General features: G+C 66.1%; 19 protein-coding genes. 16 read left to right on the forward strand and 3 right to left on the reverse strand.

The genetic code is table 11. The features are described from left to right. Positions 1-29: 29 nt before the first annotated feature. The 12 genes from BM060_RS25585 (at position 30) to BM060_RS25640 (ending at position 14,811) form a co-directional block, all read left to right on the forward strand. The gene (locus tag BM060_RS25585; RefSeq protein WP_074984336.1) at positions 30-2,834 is read left to right on the forward strand and encodes an LPS-assembly protein LptD; all 2,805 of its coding nucleotides are present in this window, start codon (positions 30-32) and stop codon (positions 2,832-2,834) included. After that, positions 2,815-4,107 carry a peptidylprolyl isomerase SurA gene (gene surA, locus BM060_RS25590; protein ID WP_099049026.1) on the forward strand — a complete coding sequence of 431 codons (1,293 nt, stop codon included), beginning with the start codon at positions 2,815-2,817 and terminating at the stop codon, positions 4,105-4,107. The genes BM060_RS25585 and surA overlap by 20 nt, the downstream gene beginning before the upstream one ends. Before the next feature lie 133 nt (positions 4,108-4,240). After that, complete coding sequence (pdxA, locus tag BM060_RS25595) at positions 4,241-5,242, forward strand: 4-hydroxythreonine-4-phosphate dehydrogenase PdxA (protein ID WP_074984337.1); 1,002 nt, start codon at positions 4,241-4,243, stop codon at positions 5,240-5,242. Between the two features lie 100 nt (positions 5,243-5,342). After that, positions 5,343-6,149 carry a 16S rRNA (adenine(1518)-N(6)/adenine(1519)-N(6))-dimethyltransferase RsmA gene (rsmA, locus tag BM060_RS25600; protein ID WP_074984338.1) on the forward strand — a complete coding sequence of 269 codons (807 nt, stop codon included), beginning with the start codon at positions 5,343-5,345 and terminating at the stop codon, positions 6,147-6,149. Between the two features lie 28 nt (positions 6,150-6,177). Beyond that, positions 6,178-6,558: a Co2+/Mg2+ efflux facilitator ApaG/CorD gene (apaG, locus tag BM060_RS25605; protein ID WP_043319225.1), complete on the forward strand. Its 381-nt coding sequence runs from the start codon at positions 6,178-6,180 to the stop codon at positions 6,556-6,558. Further along, on the forward strand, positions 6,558-7,382 hold the full coding sequence (locus tag BM060_RS25610) for a symmetrical bis(5'-nucleosyl)-tetraphosphatase (protein ID WP_074984339.1): 825 nt from the start codon (positions 6,558-6,560) through the stop codon (positions 7,380-7,382). The genes apaG and BM060_RS25610 overlap by 1 nt, the downstream gene beginning before the upstream one ends. A gap of 13 nt (positions 7,383-7,395) precedes the next feature. After that, on the forward strand, positions 7,396-7,725 hold the full coding sequence (glpE, locus tag BM060_RS25615; protein WP_074984340.1) for a thiosulfate sulfurtransferase GlpE: 330 nt from the start codon (positions 7,396-7,398) through the stop codon (positions 7,723-7,725). 275 nt (positions 7,726-8,000) lie between these two features. Beyond that, complete coding sequence (locus tag BM060_RS25620; RefSeq protein WP_009615576.1) at positions 8,001-9,923, forward strand: PrkA family serine protein kinase; 1,923 nt, start codon at positions 8,001-8,003, stop codon at positions 9,921-9,923. A gap of 93 nt (positions 9,924-10,016) precedes the next feature. Then, entirely contained in the window at positions 10,017-11,288 is a 1,272-nt protein-coding gene (locus BM060_RS25625) for a YeaH/YhbH family protein (protein WP_058487628.1), read from the forward strand. Then, positions 11,285-12,838 (forward strand): SpoVR family protein, encoded by a 1,554-nt coding sequence (locus BM060_RS25630; protein ID WP_074984341.1) that lies wholly within the window; start codon positions 11,285-11,287, stop codon positions 12,836-12,838. Before BM060_RS25625 ends, BM060_RS25630 begins: the two co-directional genes overlap by 4 nt. Before the next feature lie 58 nt (positions 12,839-12,896). After that, entirely contained in the window at positions 12,897-13,406 is a 510-nt protein-coding gene (locus BM060_RS25635) for a DUF4136 domain-containing protein (protein WP_074984342.1), read from the forward strand. Positions 13,407-13,584: 178 nt separating this feature from the next. Next, the gene (locus BM060_RS25640; RefSeq protein WP_074984344.1) at positions 13,585-14,811 is read left to right on the forward strand and encodes a multifunctional CCA addition/repair protein; all 1,227 of its coding nucleotides are present in this window, start codon (positions 13,585-13,587) and stop codon (positions 14,809-14,811) included. Positions 14,812-15,041: 230 nt separating this feature from the next. On the opposite strand, the gene folK is transcribed toward BM060_RS25640, so the two are convergent. Continuing rightward, positions 15,042-15,578 (reverse strand): 2-amino-4-hydroxy-6-hydroxymethyldihydropteridine diphosphokinase, encoded by a 537-nt coding sequence (gene folK, locus BM060_RS25645; RefSeq protein ID WP_074984347.1) that lies wholly within the window; start codon positions 15,576-15,578, stop codon positions 15,042-15,044. Next, the gene (folB, locus tag BM060_RS25650) at positions 15,569-15,922 is read right to left on the reverse strand and encodes a dihydroneopterin aldolase (RefSeq protein ID WP_043269307.1); all 354 of its coding nucleotides are present in this window, start codon (positions 15,920-15,922) and stop codon (positions 15,569-15,571) included. Before folB ends, folK begins: the two co-directional genes overlap by 10 nt. 82 nt (positions 15,923-16,004) lie before the next feature. On the opposite strand from folB, the gene plsY reads away from it, so the two are divergent. After that, a complete protein-coding gene (gene plsY / locus BM060_RS25655) occupies positions 16,005-16,574 on the forward strand; it encodes a glycerol-3-phosphate 1-O-acyltransferase PlsY (protein WP_074984348.1) in 570 nt (189 codons plus the stop codon). Between the two features lie 93 nt (positions 16,575-16,667). Here plsY and tsaD read toward each other — a convergent pair whose 3' ends face one another. Continuing rightward, complete coding sequence (gene tsaD / locus BM060_RS25660) at positions 16,668-17,693, reverse strand: tRNA (adenosine(37)-N6)-threonylcarbamoyltransferase complex transferase subunit TsaD (RefSeq protein ID WP_074984350.1); 1,026 nt, start codon at positions 17,691-17,693, stop codon at positions 16,668-16,670. Between the two features lie 203 nt (positions 17,694-17,896). On the opposite strand from tsaD, the gene rpsU reads away from it, so the two are divergent. The 3 genes from rpsU (at position 17,897) to rpoD (ending at position 22,249) form a co-directional block, all read left to right on the forward strand. After that, on the forward strand, positions 17,897-18,112 hold the full coding sequence (rpsU, locus tag BM060_RS25665; RefSeq protein WP_003085057.1) for a 30S ribosomal protein S21: 216 nt from the start codon (positions 17,897-17,899) through the stop codon (positions 18,110-18,112). A gap of 189 nt (positions 18,113-18,301) precedes the next feature. Next, the gene (gene dnaG / locus BM060_RS25670) at positions 18,302-20,320 is read left to right on the forward strand and encodes a DNA primase (protein WP_074984354.1); all 2,019 of its coding nucleotides are present in this window, start codon (positions 18,302-18,304) and stop codon (positions 20,318-20,320) included. A gap of 78 nt (positions 20,321-20,398) precedes the next feature. Continuing rightward, a complete protein-coding gene (rpoD, locus tag BM060_RS25675) occupies positions 20,399-22,249 on the forward strand; it encodes an RNA polymerase sigma factor RpoD (RefSeq protein ID WP_074984357.1) in 1,851 nt (616 codons plus the stop codon). The last annotated feature ends 81 nt before the right edge of the window (positions 22,250-22,330 follow it).

Raw genomic sequence — 22,330 nt, forward strand, 5'->3', positions numbered from 1 at the left:
ATGGCTCGCAGGAAGCCCGGATTAACAAGATGGCAGTGATTCTCCCCGTGTTCCGTAGAAAGTTCCCCTTACTGGTGACCGGTGGCCTGCTGGCTATGCAGCCGCTCGCTTCCTCGACCGCCACGGCGGCCGAACAGTTCAACTGCACCCCCTCCGGCGGCAGCTGGGACTGCTCCTCGCAGCAGCCGGCCAGCGCCCTGCCGCCGCGTCCGGAGCATACCGAAAGCTCGGTCAGTACCCCCGCCGGCGGCGGCGCTGAAGGCGCGGCCGTCGCCGCCGGTGCGGCTGCCGGTGCCGAAGAGCCCAGGCAGAAGCTGGTCACCGAGAGCGGCGGCAAAGGCCTCAAGTCGCGCAGCGCCGACTACAGCCACCTCGACTGGGTCCCGCGGGAGAAGCTCACCGCCGCCCAGCTGGCGGAGGTCGGCCCGTACTGCAGCGGCGCCTACATCGAACCGACCCGCCCGGGCATGAACGACAAGACCCCGCGCGACGAGGCCCCGACCTACGTCTCGGCGAAGGTCTCGCGCTACGAGCAGGAGTCGCAGGTCGCGACTCTGGCCGGCAACGTGGTCCTGCGCCAGGGCAGCATGCAGGTGGAGGCCGACGAGGCCAACCTGCACCAGGCCGAGAACCGCGGCGAGCTGGCCGGCAACGTGCGCCTGCGCGACAACGGCGCGCTGATCGTCGGCGACCACGCCGACCTGCAACTGGACAACGGCGAGGCGAAGATCGACAACGCCGAGTACGTCATGCACCAGGCCCAGGTCCGCGGCAGCGCGCTCTACGCCAAGCGCCAGGAAGACGCCATCATCCAGCTCAAGGACGGGACCTACACCCGTTGCGAACCGGGCAGCAACTCCTGGTACGTCAAGGGCAACAACATCAAGCTGAACCCGGCCACCGGCTTCGGCACCGCGACCAACGCGACCCTGCGGGTGAAGGACATTCCAGTGTTCTACACCCCCTACATCTATTTCCCGATCGACGATCGCCGCCAGTCCGGCTTCCTGCCCCCCACCCTGGGCAGCACCAGCGACACCGGCATGTTCGTGGTCACCCCGTACTACTTCAACCTGGCGCCGAACTACGACGCCACGCTGTTCCCGCGCTACATGGCCAAGCGTGGCCTGATGATGGAAGGCGAGTTCCGCTACCTGACCCACAGCAGCGAGGGCCAGGTCAACGCCGCCTACCTGAACGACAGGGACGACGGCCGCGAGGGCCAGCCGCACTTCACCGACCAGCGCTGGATGTACGGCTGGAAGAACACCAGCGGCCTGGATTCGCGCTGGCTGGCGCAGGTCGACTACACCCGCATCAGCGACCCGTACTACTTCCAGGACCTGGACACCTCCCTGGGCCTGGGCTCGCCGACCTACGTGAACCAGCAGGGCGCCCTGACCTACCGCGGCGACGACTTCACCGCGCGCCTCAACGCCCAGGCCTACCAGCTGGCCACCGTGACCGACGTGACCCCCTACGACCGCCTGCCGCAGCTGACCCTCGACGGTCGCCTGCCCTATCACCCGGGCGGCCTGGAGTTCACCTACGGCAGCGAACTGGTGCGCTTCGACCGCAACCTGGACGAGGACGTCTACTTCGACGCCGACGGCAACGTGCTCGGCCAGCGCCCGGACGTGAACATCTCCGGCCTGGCCCGCGCCACCGGCGACCGCGCGCACTTCGAGCCCGGCATCAGTCTGCCGCTGGCCAGCAGCTGGGGCTTCCTGACGCCAACGCTGAAGGCGATGTACACCAAGTACGACCTAGACCTGGACGGCCAGGGCAAGACACAGCTGAACAGCGCCACCAACTACGGCGAAGTCAGCTACGACAGCAGCCCCGACCGCTCGCTGCCGCTGGCCAAGCTCGACGGCGGCCTGTACTTCGACCGCGACACCACGTTCGGCGGCACCAAGTTCCGCCAGACCCTGGAGCCGCGCGCCATGTACCTGTACGTGCCGTACCGCAACCAGGACAACCTGCCGACCTTCGACACCGGCGAGTTCAACTTCAGCTACGACTCGCTGTGGCGCGAGAACCGCTTCACCGGCAAGGATCGCATCGGCGATGCCAACCAGCTGTCCCTGGGCGCCACTTCGCGCTTCATCGAGGACAACGGTTTCGAGCGCGCCTCGGTCAGCGCCGGCCAGATCTACTACTTCTCCGACCGCCGCGTGCAGCTGCCGGGCCTGACCGAGAAGTACATCCGCAACTACAACCTGGCGAACCCGAACAACCCGATCGACAACCCCGACGCGGACACCTGGCGCTCGCCCTACGCCCTGCAGGGCGTCTATCGCTTCAACCACGACTGGCGCCTGAGCTCGGACTACAACTGGAACCCCAACACGCACCACACCGACAGCGGCAGCGTGATGTTCCACTACCAGCCCGAAGCCGAGCCGCAGAAGGTGTTCAACGCCGGCTACCGCTACCGCGCGGACAGCAAGTCGTTCGACCCGAACCTCGGCCGCTTCAGCTACAACAGCGACGAGTACAAGATCGAGCAGCACGACTTCTCGGTCATCTGGCCGATCGTCCCGCAGTGGAGCGCGATCGCCCGCTGGCAGTACGACTACAACCAGAACCGTACCCTCGAGGCCCTCGGCGGCTTCGAATACGACAGCTGCTGCTGGAAACTGCGACTGGTCAACCGCTACTGGCTGAAGTACGACGACGACAACTTCTACACGTCCGACTCGAAAGCCGACCGCGGCATCTTCCTGCAAATCATCCTCAAGGGCCTTGGCGGCGTTGTAGGCAACCAAGTCGAAGGCTTCCTCGACCAAGGCATCCAAGGTTATCGTCAACGTGAAGACAGCTCTATGTAATGCCCTGCGCCCGCTGATGCTGGGCGCCCTGCTGGTCTGTTCCGCAGCCCACGCCGAAGTCACCCCGCTGGACCGTGTCGTGGCCATCGTCGACAACGACGTGGTCATGCAGAGCCAGCTCGACCAACGCCTGCGCGAAGTCCGCCAGACCATCGAGAAGCGCGGCGCGCCGCTGCCCCCCGAGCACGTGCTGACGCAGCAGGTACTGGAGCGCCTCATCATCGAGGACATCCAGCTGCAGATCGGCGAGCGCTCCGGCATCCGCATCACCGACGAGGAGCTGAACCAGGCCATGGGCACCATCGCCCAGCGCAACAACCTGAGCCTGGACCAGTTCCGCGCCGCCCTCGCCCACGACGGCCTGTCCTACGACGACGCCCGCGAGCAGGTGCGCCGCGAGATGATCATCAGCCGCGTGCGCCAGCGCCGCGTGGCCGAGCGCATCCAGGTCAGCGACCAGGAAGTGCAGAACTTCCTGGCCTCCGACCTGGGCAAGATCCAGCTCTCCGAAGAGTACCGCCTGGCCAACATCCTCATCCCGGTGCCGGACGGCGCTTCGCCGGAAACCCTCCAGGCCGCCGGCAGGCAGGCCCAGGAGATCTACCAGCAGCTCAAGCAGGGCGCCGACTTCAACCAGCTGGCGATTTCCCGCTCGGCCGGCGACAACGCCCTGGAAGGCGGCGAGATCGGCTGGCGCAAGGCCGCCCAGCTGCCCTCTCCGTTCGACGGCATGATCGGCAGCCTGGCCGTGGGCGACGTCACCGAACCGGTGCGCACCCCCGGCGGCTTCATCATCCTCAAGCTGGAAGAGAAGCGCGGCGGCAGCAAGATGGTGCGTGACGAGGTGCATGTCCGCCACATCCTGCTCAAGCCCAGCGAAATCCGCAGCGACGAGGAAACCCAGAAGCTGGCGCAGAAGCTCTACGAGCGCATCCAGAGCGGCGAGGACTTCGGCAAGCTGGCCAAGCAGTTCTCCGAAGACCCGGGCTCGGCGCTGCACGGCGGCGACCTCAACTGGGTCGATCCGGAATCCCTGGTGCCGGAGTTCCGCGACGTGATGAACAGCATCCCGCAGAACCAGCTGTCCAAGCCGTTCCGCTCGCCGTTCGGCTGGCACATCCTGGAAGTCCTCGGTCGCCGCGCCACCGACAGCAGCGACAAGTTCCGCGAGCAGCAGGCCGCCCAGGTCCTGCGCAACCGCAAGTACGACGAGGAACTGCAGGCCTGGCTGCGGCAGATCCGCGACGAAGCCTACGTCGAGATCAAGCTGTAAGCCCCGCGCGCAACACAGGAACCCGGCCCCAAGGCCGGGTTTCTTTTTATCCGCGCCACGCTTCGGCGTAGAGTGGGCCCATACCGAACAACCCCGGCCGCCCGGCGCGGCCGAAGCCCTAGAGACACCCGCCATGCAAGCCTCCAAGCCATTCGCCCTCACCCCCGGAGAGCCGGCCGGCATCGGCCCGGACCTGTGCCTGCTGCTGTCCCGCGAGGCCCAGCCCCACCCGCTGGTGGCCATCGCCAGCCGGCAGATGCTGGCCGAGCGCGCCGCCCTGCTGGGCCTGGACATCCAGTTGCTGGAAACCGGCCCGGGCCGGTGGCCGCAGGCGCCCGCCCCGGCAGGCTCGCTCTACGTCTGGGACACCCCATTGGGGGCGCCGGTGAAGCCCGGCCAGCTCGACCCGGCCAACGCCGGCTATGTGCTGCAGACCCTGACCCGCGCCGGCCAGGGCTGCCTGGACGGCAGCTTCGCCGGGATGATCACCGCACCGGTGCACAAGGGCGTGATCAACGAAGGCGGCGTGGCCTTCTCCGGGCACACCGAGTTCCTCGCCGAGCTGACCCACACCCCGCAGGTGGTGATGATGCTCGCCACCCGCGGCCTGCGCGTGGCGCTGGTGACCACCCACCTGCCGCTGCGCGAGGTGGCCGACGCCATCACGCCCGAACGCCTGGCGCGCGTCACCCGCATCCTGCATGCCGACCTGCGCGACAAGTTCGGCCTGGCCGAGCCGCGCATCCTGGTCTGCGGCCTCAACCCCCACGCCGGCGAGGGCGGCCACCTGGGCCACGAGGAAATCGACGTCATCGAGCCCACCCTGGAGCGCCTGCGCGGCGAAGGCATGCAGCTGATCGGCCCGCTGCCGGCCGATACCCTGTTCACCCCCAAACACCTGGAGCACTGCGACGCTGTGCTGGCCATGTACCACGACCAGGGCTTGCCGGTGCTCAAGTACAAGGGCTTCGGCGCGGCGGTGAACGTCACCCTGGGCCTGCCGATCATCCGCACCTCGGTGGACCACGGCACCGCCCTGGACCTGGCCGGCACCGGCCGCATCGACGGCGGCAGCCTGCAGGTGGCGCTGGAGACGGCCTACCAGATGGCGGCCGCTCGCGCCGGCAGCCAGTAGCGGCAAGCGGCAAGCGGAGCTAGCTGGTAAACTTTTCTCCTTTTGAACACCGCTTTGGCTCTTGCTTGTCGCTTGCAGCTTGAAGCCTGGAGCCGCCTTTATGTCCGAGCTTTTCCAACATCGCGCGCGCAAGCGCTTCGGCCAGAACTTCCTGCACGACGCCGGGGTGATCCACCGCATCCTGCGCGCCATCGCCCCCAAGGAAGGCCAGCACCTGCTGGAGATCGGCCCGGGCCAGGGCGCCCTCACCGAAGGCCTGGTGGACAGCGGCGCGCAGCTGGACGTGATCGAGCTCGACCTCGACCTGATCCCGCAGCTGAAATGGCGCTTCGGCCTCAAGCCGAACTTCCGCCTGCACCAGGGCGATGCCCTGAAGTTCGACTTCGCCACCCTGCCCCAGGCCGGCGAGAAGCTGCGGGTGGTGGGCAACCTGCCCTACAACATCTCCACGCCGCTGATCTTCCACCTGCTGGAGCACGCCGGGATCATCCAGGACATGCACTTCATGCTGCAGAAGGAAGTGGTCGAGCGCCTGGCCGCCGAGCCCGGCGGCGGCGACTGGGGCCGGCTGTCGATCATGGTCCAGTACTTCTGCCGGGTGGACTACCTGTTCACCGTCGGCCCGGGCGCCTTCAACCCGCCGCCCAAGGTGGAGTCGGCCATCGTCCGCCTGGCGCCCTACGCCGAGCCGCCGCACCCGGCCAAGGACCACCGCCTGCTCGAACGCATCGTCCGCGAAGCCTTCAACCAGCGCCGCAAGACCCTGCGCAACACCCTGCGCAGCCTGATGTCCATCGAAGACATCGAGGCCGCCGGCGTCGACCCCAGCCTGCGTCCGGAACAGCTGGACGTAGCCGACTTCGTGCGCCTGGCCAACCGCCTGGCGGAACTGGCCCCCGAGCAGTGAAACCCTCGACGAGACGCCCGAGCCGAGCATGAGCGATCCCCGATACCAGATTTCCGTCAGCGTCACCACCCGCCACCTGCCCGAGCAATCGCAGCCGGAGCAGCAGCGCTACGTCTTCGCCTACACGGTGACCATCCACAACCAGGGCGAGCAGGCGGCCAAGCTGCTCAGCCGCCACTGGATCATCACCGACGGCGACGGCCACGTGCAGGAAGTGCGCGGCGCCGGCGTGGTGGGCGAGAAGCCGCTGATCGAGCCGGGCGCCAGCCATACCTACACCAGCGGTACCGTGCTGGCCACCAAGGTCGGCAGCATGTCCGGCAGTTACCAGATGGTCGCCGCCGATGGCCACCATTTCGACGCCGAGATCCCGGTGTTCCGCCTCGCCGTTCCCGGAGCGCTGCACTGATGGCCACCTACGCCGTGGGCGACCTGCAGGGTTGCCTGGAGCCACTCAAGCAACTGCTGCAGCGCGTGACCTTCGACCCCGCCCGCGACAAGCTGTGGCTGGTCGGCGACCTGGTCAACCGCGGCCCGCAGTCGCTGGAAACCCTGCGCTTCCTCTACGCCATGCGCGATTCGGTGGTCTGCGTGCTGGGCAACCACGACCTGCACCTGCTGGCCGTGGCCTACAACGCCGAACGCCTGAAGAAGGCCGACACCCTGCGCGAAATCCTCGAGGCGCCGGAGCGCGACGACCTGCTCGACTGGCTGCGCAACATGCCCCTGGTGCACCACGACGCCCAGCGCGACGTCACCCTGGTGCACGCCGGCATCCCGCCGCAGTGGAGCATCGAGAAATCCCTGCAGCGCGCCGCCGAAGTGGAAGAGGCCCTGCGCGACGACCAGCGCCTGCCGCTGTTCCTCGAAGGCATGTACGGCAACGAGCCGGCCAGGTGGGACAAGAAGCTGCACGGCATCGACCGCCTGCGGGTGATCACCAACTACTTCACCCGCATGCGCTTCTGCACCCCCGACGGCAAGCTCGACCTCAAGAGCAAGGAAGGCCTGGGCACCGCGCCGGAAGGCTATGCCCCCTGGTTCAGCTACCCCGCTCGCAAGGCCGCCGGGCGCAAGATCATCTTCGGCCACTGGGCGGCGCTGGAAGGCCAGTGCGACGTGCCCGGCCTCTACGCACTGGACACCGGCTGCGTGTGGGGCGGTAGCATGACCCTGCTGAACGTCGACAGCGGCGAACGCATCACCTGCAATTGCGCCGGCAACGCCGCGTGAGAGAGTAGAGAACATGAGCGAATTCAAGCGCATAGCCCCCGAACAAGCCCAACAGCTGCGCCAGGCCGGCGCCCAGGTGGTGGACATCCGTGACCCGCAGAGCTACGCCCTGGGCCACGTGAGCGGTTCCCGCCACATCGACAACTACTCGGTGGCCGATTTCATCCGCCAGGCCGACCTCGACGCCCCGCTGCTGGTGTTCTGCTACCACGGCAATTCCAGCCAGAGCGCGGCCGCCTACTTCGTCCAGCAGGGCTTCACCGACGTGTATAGCGTCGACGGCGGCTTCGAACTGTGGCGCAGCGTCTATCCCGCGGATACCAGCAGCGGCCAGGCGGACTGAGGGGCCTGGCCGAGGTTCCACAAATAAATCTGTAACTTCTCACCCGATTCCCCTTTACAGGCCGGATAACGAACTATCCTTTTCCTCAGGCCATCCAAAAGGGGAGAGCCGGCCCACCGGCTTCCGGGAATCGGCAGTGACCATTTGGGGCGGTTCAGGGCGCAAGCCAGGTACCGTTGGAGTTCTGGGGGAAATTCGCCGGCCACGCTGGCAGCCCGTCCGCACCCACTCACACCGATCCCGTGCCGGCTCCATGCATCGAGCGAGGAGACGTCATGAGTATTTTCAGTCACTTCCAGGAACGCTTCGAAGCGACCCGCCAGGAGGAATACTCCCTGCAGGAGTACCTGGATATCTGCAAGCAGGACAAGACCGCCTATGCCACCGCGGCCGAGCGCATGCTGATGGCCATCGGCGAGCCGGAACTGCTGGATACCTCCACCGACCCACGGCTGTCGCGAATCTTTTCCAACAAGGTGATCCGCCGCTACCCGGCGTTCGCCGACTTCCACGGCATGGAAGAATGCATCGACCAGATCGTCGCCTTCTTCCGCCACGCGGCCCAGGGCCTGGAAGAAAAGAAACAGATCATCTACCTGCTCGGCCCGGTGGGCGGCGGCAAGTCGTCCCTGGCGGAAAAGCTCAAGCAACTGATGGAGAAGGTGCCCTTCTACGCCATCAAGGGCTCGCCGGTGTTCGAATCGCCCCTGGGGCTGTTCAACCCGGATGAGGACGGCGCCATCCTCGAGGAAGACTACGGCATCCCGCGGCGCTACCTGCGCTCGATCATGTCGCCGTGGGCGACCAAGCGGCTCAACGAGTTCGGCGGCGACATCAGCCAGTTCCGCGTGGTCAAGCTACACCCCTCGATCCTCAACCAGATCGCCATCGCCAAGACCGAGCCGGGGGACGAGAACAACCAGGACATCTCCGCCCTGGTGGGCAAGGTGGACATCCGCAAGCTCGAGGAGTACCCGCAGAACGACGCCGACGCCTACAGCTACTCGGGCGCGCTGTGCCGGGCCAACCAGGGCCTGATGGAATTCGTCGAGATGTTCAAGGCGCCGATCAAGGTCCTGCACCCGCTGCTGACCGCCACCCAGGAGGGCAACTACAACAGCACCGAGGGCCTGGGCGGGCTGCCCTACAGCGGCATCATCCTCGCCCACTCCAACGAATCGGAGTGGCACAGCTTCCGCAACAACAAGAACAACGAGGCCTTCATCGACCGTATCTACATCGTCAAGGTCCCGTACTGCCTGCGCGTCACCGACGAGATCAAGATCTACGACAAGCTTTTGATCAACAGCTCGCTGGCCCACGCACACTGCGCCCCGGACACCCTGAAGATGCTCTCGCAGTTCTCCGTGCTGTCGCGCCTGAAAGAGCCGGACAACTCCAACATCTACTCGAAGATGCGCGTCTACGACGGCGAAAACCTCAAGGACACCGATCCCAAGGCCAAGTCGATCCAGGAATACCGCGATGCCGCGGGAGTCGACGAAGGCATGGCCGGGCTTTCCACCCGCTTCGCCTTCAAGATCCTCTCCAAGGTGTTCAACTTCGACCCGCACGAAGTGGCGGCCAACCCGGTGCACCTGCTCTACGTGCTGGAGCAGCAGATCGAGCAGGAACAGTTCCCGCCGGAAACCCGCGAGCGCTACCTGCGCTTCATCAAGGAATACCTGGCGCCGCGCTACGTGGAATTCATCGGCAAGGAAATCCAGACCGCCTACCTTGAGTCCTACAGCGAGTACGGCCAGAACATCTTCGACCGCTACGTGCTCTACGCCGACTTCTGGATCCAGGACCAGGAATACCGCGACCCGGAAACCGGCGAAATCCTCAACCGCGCCGCCCTCAACGAGGAGCTGGAGAAGATCGAGAAACCGGCCGGCATCAGCAACCCGAAGGATTTCCGCAACGAAATCGTCAACTTCGTGCTGCGCGCCCGCGCCGGCAACAACGGCAAGAACCCCAGCTGGCTGTCCTACGAGAAACTGCGCGTGGTGATCGAGAAGAAAATGTTCTCCAACACCGAGGACCTGCTGCCGGTCATCAGCTTCAACGCCAAGGCCAGCAAGGAGGACCAGCAGAAACACAACGACTTCGTCCGGCGCATGGTCGAGCGCGGCTACACCGAGAAGCAGGTGCGCCTGCTTTCCGAGTGGTACTTGCGGGTACGCAAGTCGCAGTAACCCAAAAGCCGCTCAAGGCTGGAGGCTGAACGCTGGACGACAAGTGGCTCCCGTTCAGCCTCCAGCCTCCGGCCTTCAGCCCGGAGGGCTCGTATGAGCTACGTGATTGATCGCCGTCTGAACGGCAAGAACAAGAGCACGGTGAACCGCCAGCGCTTCCTGCGGCGTTACCGTGAGCACATCAAAAAGGCGGTCGAGGAGGCCGTCAGCCGGCGCTCGATCACCGACATGGAGCACGGCGAACAGATCAGCATCCCCGGCCGCGACATCGACGAACCCATCCTTCACCACGGCCGTGGCGGGCGGCAGACCATCGTCCACCCGGGCAACAAGGAATTCACCACCGGCGAGCACATCGCCCGGCCCCAGGGCGGCGGCGGTGGCCGTGGCGGCGGCAAGGCCAGCAACCAGGGCGAGGGGATGGACGACTTCGTCTTCCAGATCACCCAGGAGGAATTCCTCGACTTCATGTTCGAGGACCTGGAACTGCCCAACCTGGTCAAGCGCCACATCACCGGCAGCGACACCTTCAAGACCGTGCGCGCCGGCATCAGCAACGACGGCAACCCCTCGCGCATCAACATCGTCCGCACCCTGCGCTCGGCCCACGCCCGGCGCATCGCCCTGACCGGCTCCACCCGCGGCAAGCTGCGCGCCGCCGTGGCCGAACTGGAACGGCTCAAGCGCGAGGAACCGGACAACCTCGGCGACATCCAGGCGCTGGAGCAGGAAATCACCCGCATGCGCGCGCGCATAGACCGCGTGCCCTTCCTGGACACCTTCGACCTCAAGTACAACCTGCTGATCAAGCAGCCCAACCCCACCTCCCAGGCGGTGATGTTCTGCCTGATGGACGTCTCCGGCTCCATGACCCAGGCGACCAAGGACATCGCCAAGCGCTTCTTCATCCTCCTGTACCTGTTCCTCAAGCGGAACTACGAGAAGATCGAAGTGGTGTTCATCCGCCACCACACCAGCGCCCGCGAGGTGGACGAGGAAGAATTCTTCTATTCCCGGGAGACCGGCGGCACCATCGTCTCCAGCGCGCTGAAGATGATGCAGGAGATCATGGCCGAGCGTTACCCCACCCACGAGTGGAACATCTACGCGGCCCAGGCCTCCGACGGCGACAACTGGAATGACGATTCGCCCGTCTGCCGCGATATCCTGATGAAACAGATCATGCCGTTCGTGCAGTACTACACCTACGTCGAGATCACCCCGCGCGAGCACCAGGCGCTGTGGTTCGAGTACGAACGGGTGCGCGAAGCCTTCGAAGACAGCTTCGCCCAGCAGCAGATCGTCTCCGCCGCGGACATCTACCCGGTGTTCCGCGAACTGTTCCAGAGGAGGCTAGTCGCATGAGCAAGCGCCAGCCCATCGCCACCGGGTCGGAATGGACCTTCGAGCTGATCCGCCAGTACGACCGGGAGATCAGCCGTATCGCCGAGCGCTACGCGCTGGACACCTACCCGAACCAGATCGAGGTCATCACCGCCGAGCAGATGATGGACGCCTACGCCTCGGTCGGCATGCCCATCGGTTATAACCACTGGTCCTACGGCAAGCATTTCCTCAGCACGGAAAAGAACTACAAGCGCGGGCAGATGGGCCTGGCGTACGAGATCGTCATCAACTCCGACCCCTGCATCGCCTACCTGATGGAGGAAAACACCCAGTGCATGCAGGCGCTGGTGATCGCCCATGCCTGCTACGGGCACAACAGCTTCTTCAAGGGCAACTACCTGTTCCGCACCTGGACCGACGCCAGCTCGATCATCGACTACCTGGTGTTCGCCAAGCAGTACATCATGCAGTGCGAGGAGCGCTACGGCATCGACGCGGTGGAAGACCTGCTGGACTCCTGCCACGCCCTGATGAACTACGGCGTCGACCGCTACAAGCGGCCCTACCCCATCTCCGCCGAGGAAGAGCGGCAGCGCCAGAAGGAACGCGAGGAACTCATCCAGCGCCAGGTCAACGACCTGTGGCGGACCATCCCGCGCGCTGCCGGCAAGGACAAGGAACAGGAACTGGCGCGCTACCCCAGCGAGCCGCAGGAGAACATCCTCTACTTCATCGAGAAGAACGCCCCGCTGCTGGAACCCTGGCAGCGCGAAGTGGTGCGCATCGTGCGCAAGGTGGCGCAGTACTTCTACCCGCAGCGCCAGACCCAGGTGATGAACGAAGGCTGGGCGACCTTCTGGCACTACACCCTGATCAACGACCTCTACGACGAGGGCCTGGTCACCGACGGCTTCATGATGGAGTTCCTCCAGTACCACACCAGCGTGGTCTACCAGCCCGGCTTCGACAGCCCCTACTACAGCGGCATCAACCCCTACGCCCTGGGCTTCGCCATGTACCGCGACATCCGTCGCATCTGCGAGGAGCCCACCGAGGAAGACCGCCGCTGGTTCCCCGACTACGCCGGCAGCGACTGGCTGGCCACCCTCAAGTTCGCCATGAAGAGCTTCAAGGACGAGAGCTTCGTGCTGCAGTTCCTCTCGCCCAAGGTGATCCGCGAGTTCAAGCTGTTCAGCATCCTCGACGACGACCAGAAGGACGACCTGCTGGTCGACGCCATCCACGACGACGACGGCTACCGCAAGATCCGCGAGACCCTCGCCGCGCAGTACAACCTGGGCAACCGCGAGCCCAACGTGCAGATCTGGAACGTCGACCGCCGCGGCGACCGTTCCCTGACCCTGCGCCACCAGCAGCACGACCGCCAGCCGCTGGGCGAATCCACCGAGGACGTGATGAAGCACCTGCACCGCCTGTGGGGCTTCGACATCCACCTGGAAACCCTCAACGGCGAGCAGGTCGTGCAGACCCACCACATGCCCCCAAAGGGTGAACGCGAGAACGAGGACGGCTACCCGCGGCTGGACCTGATCATCCCGCCCATTTGATCGGTTGACCCTCCCCGGGGCAGGACCGAGCATGGCGCCAAGCCCAGCCGAGGTCGCCATGCGTCTTTTCGCCATCCTCCTGCTCTGCCTCGCTCTCGCGACCTGCACCACGCAGATCCCCCAGGCCCGGGTGACCCAGGCGGCGGACAGCCGCCTGGCCGGGCTGCAGGCCTTCCAGCTGATGCCCCCGGAAAACGCCGTCGACGCCCTGCCCTACGCCAGCCGCTACCCGCTGATCAACGCCTGGCTGCGCCAGGGCCTGGAAAGGCGCGGCTACCGCGAAGCCGGCGCCGCGCAACTGCGCGTCTACTACTGGCTGGCCCTGCGCGACGCGCCGCTGGAATTCAAGGTCGACGTGCCGCCGCCACAGGCGCTTGGCCCCTACCTGGCCATCCACCGCCTGCGCGACGAGACCGGCACCCTACGCGTGCGCCTGACCGACCTGCAGGACCAGGTGCTCTGGGAAGGTACCGTCAGCACCGGCTTGAGCCCGGCCCACGCCAGCAGCGAACTGCTGCGCCACGCGGTCGAAGCGCTGGTAAGCCAGATTCCCCAAGCCACCCCGTAGGAGCGGACCTTGTCCGCGATAGCCGGAGGTTCCGGCGCGATTCGCGGATGAGATCCGCTCCACGCCATTCCCCTGTAGGAGCGGGCCCTGCCCGCGATTCGCGCGCAGGGCGCGCTCCTACAGGCTTGCCCCCCACGCCCCGAAGCCCGAAGCTATCCCCCTGACAGGAGAAAGCTTCATGCAGATCTACAAGGTAGGCGGCGCCGTTCGCGACCGTCTGCTCGGCCAAACGGTCAGCGATACCGACTGGGTGGTGGTCGGCGCCAGCGCCGAAGACATGCTCGAGAAGGGCTATCGCCCGGTGGGCGCGGACTTTCCGGTATTCCTCCATCCCAAGACTGGCGAGGAATACGCCCTGGCCCGCACCGAACGCAAGAGCGGCCGCGGCTACGGCGGCTTCACCTTCTACGCCAGCCCCGACGTGAGCCTGGAAGAAGACCTGGTGCGCCGCGACCTCACCATCAACGCCATGGCCGAGGACGGTAACGGCCGGCTGATCGACCCCTACGGCGGCCAGCGCGACCTCGAAGCCCGCCTGCTGCGCCACGTCTCCCCGGCCTTCGTCGAAGACCCGCTGCGCGTGCTGCGCGTGGCCCGCTTCGCCGCACGCTTCGCGCCGCTAGGCTTCAAGGTCGCCGACGAAACCCTGGCGCTGATGCGTGAGCTGTCCGAATCCGGCGAGCTGGAAGCCCTGACGCCCGAACGCAGCTGGAAGGAAATCGCCCGCGCGCTGATGGAAGCCCGCCCCGACGTGTTCGTCCAGGTGCTGCGCGACTGCGGCGCCCTGGCCGTGCTGATGCCCGAGGTAGACGCCCTGTTCGGCGTGCCGCAACCGGCGCAGCACCACCCGGAAATCGACACCGGCGAACACCTGCTGGCCGTGCTGCGCCAGTGTGCCGAGCACCGCCAGCCGCTGACCGTGCGCTGGGCCTGCCTGCTCCACGACCTGGGCAAGGCGCGCACCCGCCGCGAAGACTGGCCCCGGCACATCGCCCATGAACACCTGGGCCTGCCGTTGATCGACGCGGTCAACGCCCGCTTCAAGGCGCCGCGCGACTGCCAGGAACTGGCGCGCCTGGTCGGCGAATACCACACCCACGCCCATCGCGCCCTGGAACTGCGGCCCAGCACCCTGCTGGAGCTGTTGCAGGCCTTCGACGTCTACCGCCGGCCGCAGCGTTTCGAGGAATTCATCGCCGCCAGCGAAATGGACGCCCGCGGCCGCCACGGCCTGGAAAACCGCGCTTATCCACAAGCCGACTACCTGCGCGGCGCCGCCAAGGCGGCCCGCGAAGTGGCGGTACAGCCATTGCTGGAAAAGGGCTTCAAGGGCGCGGAGCTGGGCGAAGCGCTCAAGCGCGAACGCCTGAAGGCACTCAAGGCCTACAAGGCAGCCCACCCGTAGGGCGTATAACCGTTCGGGGTTATACGCCGCCACACCCCAAACCACCGCCAACTCCAAGGCCAAACCCGGAGTAGCCTGGGGCCCAGGTCAAACGGCGGATAACGTCGAACGTTATCCGCCCTACACCCCGCCCTCTTGTAGGAGCGAGCTTGCTCGCGAACGCTTTCCTCCGTGAACGAGGGGGAATGCGGGTTCGCGAGCAAGCTCGCTCCTACGAAAAGCAGACGGGATCAGGCCGCCGGATGCGCCTCGATCAGCGCGGCCGGCGTCAGCTCGGCGCCGCGCCACTGGAAGGGCACCGGCCACAGGCGCTGGTCGATGTCCGCCTCGGCCCAAAGGCTGGCGAAATCACGCTCGGCGCCCGGATGACGCACATCCGGCGCCAGCAGCGCCAGCGGCCAGAGCACGAAGGCGTTCTTCAGCACCTCGGCGCGCGGCAGCACCAGGCCGTCGAACTCGCCGTGCAGGTCGCCGTAGAGCAGCACGTCGATATCCAGCGGCAGGCCCTTGCGCTCCGGCGCGTAGCGGCCGTTGTCGGCCTCGATGTGCTTGAGCCGCAGGCTCAGCTCGGCCAGCGGCAGCTCGGTCTCGCCGGTCACCACCAGATTGATGAAGGGGCCGCTGCGGATGCCCACCGGCTCGCTTTCGAACACCGGCGAGCAGCGCAGGTTGCGGACGAAGCCGGTAAGCGCCTCAAGCCCGGCGTGCAGATGACGCTCGCGCTCGACATTGCTCCCCAGGCCGAGGAAAACGGTGGTCAGCGGCATCCGCGTTCGATCTCCACGCCAACGCCGGCAGCAGCGGCAACCGCACCCGGCTTGGTCACCCGCAGGCGCAGCCAGCGGATGCCGAATTCGCCCATCAGCAGCGCGGCCAGGCGCTCGGCGAAGGTTTCCACCAGTTGGAAGTGCGCGTCACGGGCGAACTCGCCGATGCGCTCGGAGAGCACCGCGTAGTCCAGCGCCTTGGCGATGTCGTCGTCGGCCGCCGCCGGGCGGATGTCCCAGCCCAGGTCCAGGTCCAGACGCAGGCACTGGCGTATCCCCCGCTCCCAGTCGTAGACGCCGATCACGGTGTCCACTTCCAGGCCCTCGATAAAAACTTTGTCCACTTACTGCTGCTCCAAGGCCAGTGCACGACAAGCGTACGCCACCCCGCTAGAATCGGGGACAGTCTCGTCCCCGGTGGAAACCATGGTCTGGCTCTTGGCGATCCTCGCCTACCTGCTCGGCTCGCTGTCCTTCGCGGTACTCCTCAGTCGCCTCTTCGGCACCGCCGACCCGCGCGCCGGCGGCTCCGGCAACCCCGGCGCCACCAACATGCTGCGCCTGGCCGGGAAGAAGGCCGCCATCCTCACCCTCGTCGGCGACCTGGCCAAGGGCCTGGTGCCGGTGCTCGTCGCCCGCCTGTTCGGCCTGGGCGCGATGCAGGAGGCCTGGGTCGGCGTGGCGGCGGTGATCGGCCACCTCTACCCGCTGTACTTCAACTTCCGCGGCGGCAAGGGCGTGGCCACCGCCGCCGGCATGCTCCTGGCGCTCTACCCGCCGGCCGCGCTGCTCGCCGCGGTGGCCTGGCTGCTCACCTTCAAGCTCTCGCGCACCAGTTCGCTCGCCTCGCTGGTCGCCACCCCGCTCACCCTGCCGCTGCTGGCCTGGCAACTGCCGGCGGCACTGCTGCCGATGACCCTGCTCACCGGGCTCATCGTCTGGCGCCACCGCGGCAACCTGCGCGACCTCGTGGCCGGGCGCGAGCGGCATTTCTAGGACAGGGAGCTTCAAGCCACAAGCGACAAGCTGCAAGCGAAAAGTGGCGGCACGCCGCTGGCAGCTTGCCGCCTGTCGCTTGCAGCCATCTTTTTATACCGCTGGCAGCGACTCCATCGGCCAGCGCGCGCGCACGTCGATCGCCGGGCCGTCGTGCTGGCCGGCCAGCAGGCGCTGGCAGCCGGCGTAGGCGATCATCGCGCCGTTGTCGGTGCAGAACCGCGGGCGGGCATAGAACACCTGGCCGCGGAGTTCGCCGAGCATCTTCTGCAGGTGCTCGCGCAGGGCGCGGTTGGCGCTCACCCCGCCGGCGATCACCAGGTTCTTCAGGCCGGTCTGCTTGAGGGCGCGGCGGCACTTGATGGTCAGCGTCTCGACCACCGCCTGCTGGAACGCCAGGGCGATGTCGCAGCGCGTCTGCTCGCCGTCGTCGCCCGCTTCGCGGCAACGCTGCCAGGTGTTCAGGGCGAAGGTCTTCAGGCCGCTGAAACTGAAGTCCAGGCCCGGACGGTCGGTCATCGGCCGCGGGAAGACGAAGCGCCCCGGCGTGCCTTTTTCCGCCAGGCGGGCGATCTCCGGGCCACCGGGGTAGCCCAGGCCGAGCAGCTTGGCGGTCTTGTCGAAAGCCTCGCCGGCGGCGTCGTCCAGGGACTCGCCGAGCAACTGGTAGCGGCCAATGCCATCCACCCGCACCAGCTGGGTGTGGCCGCCGGAGACCAGCAGGGCGACGAACGGGAACTGCGGCGGCTGCTCTTCCAGCATGGGCGCCAGCAGGTGGCCTTCCATGTGGTGCACGCCGACCGCCGGTATGCCCCAGGCGAACGCCAGGGCCTGGGCGCAGGAGGCGCCGACCAGCAGCGCGCCCACCAGGCCGGGGCCGGCGGTGTAGGCGATGGCGTCGATGTCGCCGCTCTGACAGCCGGCCTCGTCGAGCACCTGGCGGATGAGCGGCAGCATGCGCTTGACGTGGTCGCGCGAGGCCAGCTCGGGCACGACCCCGCCGTAGACGCGATGCAGATCGATCTGACTGAACAGCGCATCGGCCAGCAGGCCGCGCTCGCTGTCGTAGAGGGCGACGCCGGTTTCGTCGCAGGAGGTTTCCAACCCCAGCACACGCATGGGTTCGAGCCTTCAACTCTGGGCAAATGGGAAGCGGCGCATGATAATCGCCCGCTGCGGGTACCGACCAGCGTTTTTCGATCGGAGGCTTTGCATTCCTGAGCCCGAACCGTTAATATCCGCAACCCTTGAAAACCGCCGTCTCCAGTGCCTACTGCCAGGAGCGCGATAAATCCCCGGTAATCATTGAAGGTACGACCTGGATGCCCGCCGTCAAAGTTAAAGAGAACGAACCCTTCGACGTAGCCCTGCGTCGTTTCAAGCGCTCCTGCGAAAAAGCCGGTGTACTGGCTGAAGTCCGTAGCCGCGAGTTCTACGAGAAGCCCACCGCCGAGCGCAAGCGCAAGGCCGCTGCCGCTGTCAAGCGTCACGCCAAGAAAGTGCAGCGCGAACAGCGCCGCCGCGAGCGTCTGTACTGAGTTCGACTCAGCCGCACGCTCTGCACATCGCCCGGCCCACTCGCCGGGCGAGTGCCTGAAAAGCTACACCGCACTCCGATTCGCACCTGGCGAAGCTCGGAGTTTTTTGCTTTTCATGCCCCATGAAATGCCATACTCCAAGCCAGCCTTGGGTGTATGCCTGGGTCCATCCTGCGTCCCGACGAGTCTATGGCCGGCCTGATTCCGCAATCCTTCATCGATGACCTGCTCAACCGCACCGACATCCTCGATGTGGTGAGTTCGCGCATTCAGCTGAAGAAGACCGGCAAGAACTACAGCGCCTGCTGCCCGTTCCACAAGGAGAAGACGCCCTCCTTCACCGTCAGCCCCGACAAGCAGTTCTACTACTGCTTCGGCTGCGGCGCCGGTGGCAACGCGCTGGGCTTCATCATGGACCACGACAACCTGGACTTCGTCCAGGCCGTCGAGGACCTGGCCAAACGCGCCGGCATGGACATCCCCCGCGAGGAAGGCCGGCGCGGCAAGCCGCGGCAGCCGACCGACTCGCCGCTGTACCCGCTGCTGAGCGCTGCCGCCGACTACTATCGCCAGGCGCTGAAGAGCCACCCGGCGCGCAAGGCCGCGGTGGAATACCTCAAGGGCCGCGGCCTGACCGGCGAGATCGCCCGTGACTTCGGCCTGGGCTTCGCCCCGCCGGGCTGGGACAACCTGCTCAAGCACCTGGGCGGCGACAACCTGCAGCTCAAGGCCATGCTCGACGCCGGCCTGCTGGTGGAGAACCCCGACAGCGGCAAGCGCTACGACCGCTTCCGCGACCGGGTGATCTTCCCCATCCGCGACAGCCGCGGGCGGGTGATCGCCTTCGGCGGCCGGGTGCTGGGCGACGACAAGCCCAAGTACCTGAACTCCCCGGAAACCCCGGTGTTCCACAAGGGCCAGGAGCTCTACGGGCTGTTCGAGGCGCGCAAGAACAACCGCGACCTCGACGAGATCATGGTGGTGGAAGGCTACATGGACGTGATCGCCCTGGCGCAACAGGGCATCCGCAACGCCGTGGCCACCCTCGGCACCGCCACCAGCGAGGAACACATCAAGCGCCTGTTCCGCCTGGTGCCGAACATCCTGTTCTGCTTCGACGGCGACCAGGCCGGGCGCAAGGCCGCCTGGCGCGCACTGGAATCGGCCCTGTCGAACCTGCAGGACGGCCGCAAGATCCGCTTCCTGTTCCTCCCCGAGGGCGAGGACCCGGACAGCCTGGTCCGCGCCGAAGGCCCCGACGCCTTCCGTGCGCGCCTGGCCCACCAGGCCCAGCCGCTGGCCGACTACTTCTTCCAGCAACTGATGCAGGAAGCCGACCCCAGTACCCTGGAAGGCAAGGCGCACCTGGCGACCCTGGCCGGCCCGCTGCTGGAGAAGATCCCCGGCAACACCCTGCGCCTGCTGATGCGCCAGCGCCTGGGCCAGCTCACCGGGCTGAGCGGCGAGGCGCTGAACCAGCTGAACGCGCCGCGCTCAAGCGGCGGCCAAAGCCATGCCCAAGGGCACGGCCAGGCCACGCAAAGCATCGCCCCGGACAGCCACGCGCATGAATACAGCGACTACGATGTAGGCCACTTCGCCGATCACGGCGAGCCCAGCTACCAGGACAGCGCCAGCTATTTCGAGGCGCCGTCGGATTTCGCTGGCGGCAAAGCGGGCAAGAAGCCCTGGAAAGGCGAGCGCAAATGGGACGGCAAAGGTGGCAAGGGCGGCAAGCGCGGCGATTTCGCCCCGCGCCAGCCGCGCACCGAGATCAGCGTCGAATCGCCCACCCTGACCGCGCTGCGCACCCTGCTGCACCACCCGCAGCTGGCGCAGAAGGTCGAGGACGCCAGCCATTTCGCCAACGAAGGGCAGACCTACTCGCAGCTGCTGGCGGCGCTCGTCGAAGCGCTGCAGAAGAACCCGAAGCAGCGCTCGATGCAACTGATCGCGCGCTGGCACGGCACCCCGCAAGGACGCCTGCTGCAGGCCCTGGCGGAAAAGGAATGGCTGATCGACCAGGGCAATCTTGAAAAGCAGTTCTGCGACACCATTACTACACTTGCACACAGTCAGCTGCACAACAGCCGCGAGGCGCGGCTGCGTAGCGTGATGCAGAAGAGCCCCAGTGAACTGACTGACGAAGAGAAAGCTCTATTGAGGGAACACTTCAGCAATGCCTCTTCACCAGGCCTCCAGAGCTGAACTGGCGCCTGAAGCCTCGAATCTGGTATAATCCTCGGCTTATTTCAGCCCGCCAAGACCTTCAGTGGATAGGGTGTTATGTCCGGAAAAGCGCAACAGCAATCTCGTCTCAAAGAGTTGATCAGCCGTGGTCGTGAGCAGGGCTACCTGACTTACGCGGAGGTCAACGACCACCTGCCGGAGGATATTTCCGATCCGGAACAGGTGGAAGACATCATCCGCATGATCAACGACATGGGGATCAACGTATTCGAGACAGCCCCGGATGCGGATGCCCTGTTGCTGGCCGAAACCGATACCGACGAAGCCGCAGCCGAAGAGGCCGCCGCCGCGCTGGCCGCGGTGGAGAGCGACGTCGGCCGCACCACCGACCCGGTGCGCATGTACATGCGCGAAATGGGCACCGTGGAACTGCTGACCCGCGAAGGCGAGATCGAAATCGCCAAACGCATCGAGGAAGGCATCCGCGAAGTCATGAGCGCCATCGCCCAGTTCCCTGGCGCGGTGGACGGCATCCTCGACGAATACCAGCGGGTGGTCAGCGAAGGCGGCCGCCTGTCCGACATCCTCAGCGGCTACATCGACCCGGACGACGGCTCGGTTCCCGCCGAGGAAGTCGAACTCGACCTCAAGGACAAGGGCGGCGACGCCAAGGCCAAGGATGACGAGGAAGAGGACGAGGAGTCCGACGACGACAGCGAAGACGAAGGCGACGGCGGTCCGGACCCGGAAGAGGCCGCGCGCCGCTTCGGCCTGGTCGCCGACCAGCTGGACAAGACCAAGAAGGCGCTGAAGAAGCACGGCCGCGGCAGCAAGCAGGCCGATGCGGAAATGCTCGCCCTGGCTGAACTGTTCATGCCGATCAAGCTGGTGCCCAAGCAGTTCGACGCCCTGGTCACCCGCGTGCGCGACGCCCTGGACCAGGTGCGCCGCCAGGAACGCGCCATCATGCAACTGTGCGTGCGTGACGCCCGCATGCCGCGCGCCGATTTCCTGCGCCTGTTCCCCGGCCGGGAAACCGACGAAGCCTGGGTCGACAGCGTGCTCAAGGCCAAGCCGAAGTACGCCGAAGCCCTGGAGCGCGTGAAGGACGACGTCGTCCGCAACCAGCAGAAGCTGTCCGCGCTGGAAAGCAACGTCGACCTCAAGGTCTCGGAAATCAAGGACGTCAACCGCGCCATGTCCATCGGCGAGGCCAAGGCCCGCCGCGCCAAGAAGGAAATGGTCGAGGCGAACCTGCGTCTGGTGATCTCCATCGCCAAGAAGTACACCAACCGCGGCCTGCAGTTCCTCGACCTGATCCAGGAAGGCAACATCGGCCTGATGAAGGCGGTGGACAAGTTCGAATACCGCCGCGGCTACAAGTTCTCGACCTACGCCACCTGGTGGATCCGCCAGGCGATCACCCGCTCGATCGCCGACCAGGCGCGCACCATCCGTATCCCGGTGCACATGATCGAGACCATCAACAAGCTCAACCGCATTTCCCGCCAGATGCTGCAGGAAATGGGCCGCGAACCGACCCCGGAAGAGCTGGGCGAACGCATGGACATGCCGGAAGACAAGATCCGCAAGGTCCTGAAGATCGCCAAGGAACCGATCTCCATGGAAACCCCGATCGGTGACGACGAAGACTCGCACCTGGGCGACTTCATCGAGGACTCCACCATGCAGTCGCCCATCGAAGTGGCGACCAGCGAGAGCCTCAAGGAAGCCACCCGCGAAGTCCTCGCCGGCCTCACCGCCCGGGAAGCCAAGGTGCTGCGCATGCGCTTCGGCATCGACATGAACACCGACCACACCCTCGAGGAAGTCGGCAAGCAGTTCGATGTGACCCGCGAGCGTATCCGCCAGATCGAAGCCAAGGCGCTGCGCAAGCTGCGCCACCCGTCGCGAAGCGAGCACCTGCGCTCCTTCCTCGACGAGTGATCGAAGAACCCCCGGCACAGCCCGGGGGTTTTTCTTTCAGGGATACTGGCAGGGGGCTACTGGAGCGGCCGGGGCCCGACT

The organism is Pseudomonas citronellolis (genome assembly GCF_900112375.1).
GTDB lineage: Bacteria > Pseudomonadota > Gammaproteobacteria > Pseudomonadales > Pseudomonadaceae > Pseudomonas > Pseudomonas citronellolis.

What these genes read in the sequence shown, in the direction of transcription:
- BM060_RS25610 (WP_074984339.1), top strand. Translation starts at nt 6,558, where the DNA reads ATGGCCACCTACGCCGTGGGCGACCTGCAGGGTTGCCTGGAGCCACTC.
- BM060_RS25635 (WP_074984342.1), top strand. Translation starts at nt 12,897, where the DNA reads ATGCGTCTTTTCGCCATCCTCCTGCTCTGCCTCGCTCTCGCGACCTGC.
- dnaG (WP_074984354.1), top strand. Translation starts at nt 18,302, where the DNA reads ATGGCCGGCCTGATTCCGCAATCCTTCATCGATGACCTGCTCAACCGC.
- BM060_RS25625 (WP_058487628.1), top strand. Translation starts at nt 10,017, where the DNA reads ATGAGCTACGTGATTGATCGCCGTCTGAACGGCAAGAACAAGAGCACG.
- rsmA (WP_074984338.1), top strand. Translation starts at nt 5,343, where the DNA reads ATGTCCGAGCTTTTCCAACATCGCGCGCGCAAGCGCTTCGGCCAGAAC.
- glpE (WP_074984340.1), top strand. Translation starts at nt 7,396, where the DNA reads ATGAGCGAATTCAAGCGCATAGCCCCCGAACAAGCCCAACAGCTGCGC.
- tsaD (WP_074984350.1), bottom strand. Translation starts at nt 17,693, where the DNA reads ATGCGTGTGCTGGGGTTGGAAACCTCCTGCGACGAAACCGGCGTCGCC.
- folK (WP_074984347.1), bottom strand. Translation starts at nt 15,578, where the DNA reads ATGCCGCTGACCACCGTTTTCCTCGGCCTGGGGAGCAATGTCGAGCGC.
- BM060_RS25620 (WP_009615576.1), top strand. Translation starts at nt 8,001, where the DNA reads ATGAGTATTTTCAGTCACTTCCAGGAACGCTTCGAAGCGACCCGCCAG.
- apaG (WP_043319225.1), top strand. Translation starts at nt 6,178, where the DNA reads ATGAGCGATCCCCGATACCAGATTTCCGTCAGCGTCACCACCCGCCAC.
- pdxA (WP_074984337.1), top strand. Translation starts at nt 4,241, where the DNA reads ATGCAAGCCTCCAAGCCATTCGCCCTCACCCCCGGAGAGCCGGCCGGC.
- rpoD (WP_074984357.1), top strand. Translation starts at nt 20,399, where the DNA reads ATGTCCGGAAAAGCGCAACAGCAATCTCGTCTCAAAGAGTTGATCAGC.
- plsY (WP_074984348.1), top strand. Translation starts at nt 16,005, where the DNA reads ATGGTCTGGCTCTTGGCGATCCTCGCCTACCTGCTCGGCTCGCTGTCC.
- rpsU (WP_003085057.1), top strand. Translation starts at nt 17,897, where the DNA reads ATGCCCGCCGTCAAAGTTAAAGAGAACGAACCCTTCGACGTAGCCCTG.
- BM060_RS25585 (WP_074984336.1), top strand. Translation starts at nt 30, where the DNA reads ATGGCAGTGATTCTCCCCGTGTTCCGTAGAAAGTTCCCCTTACTGGTG.
- BM060_RS25640 (WP_074984344.1), top strand. Translation starts at nt 13,585, where the DNA reads ATGCAGATCTACAAGGTAGGCGGCGCCGTTCGCGACCGTCTGCTCGGC.
- BM060_RS25630 (WP_074984341.1), top strand. Translation starts at nt 11,285, where the DNA reads ATGAGCAAGCGCCAGCCCATCGCCACCGGGTCGGAATGGACCTTCGAG.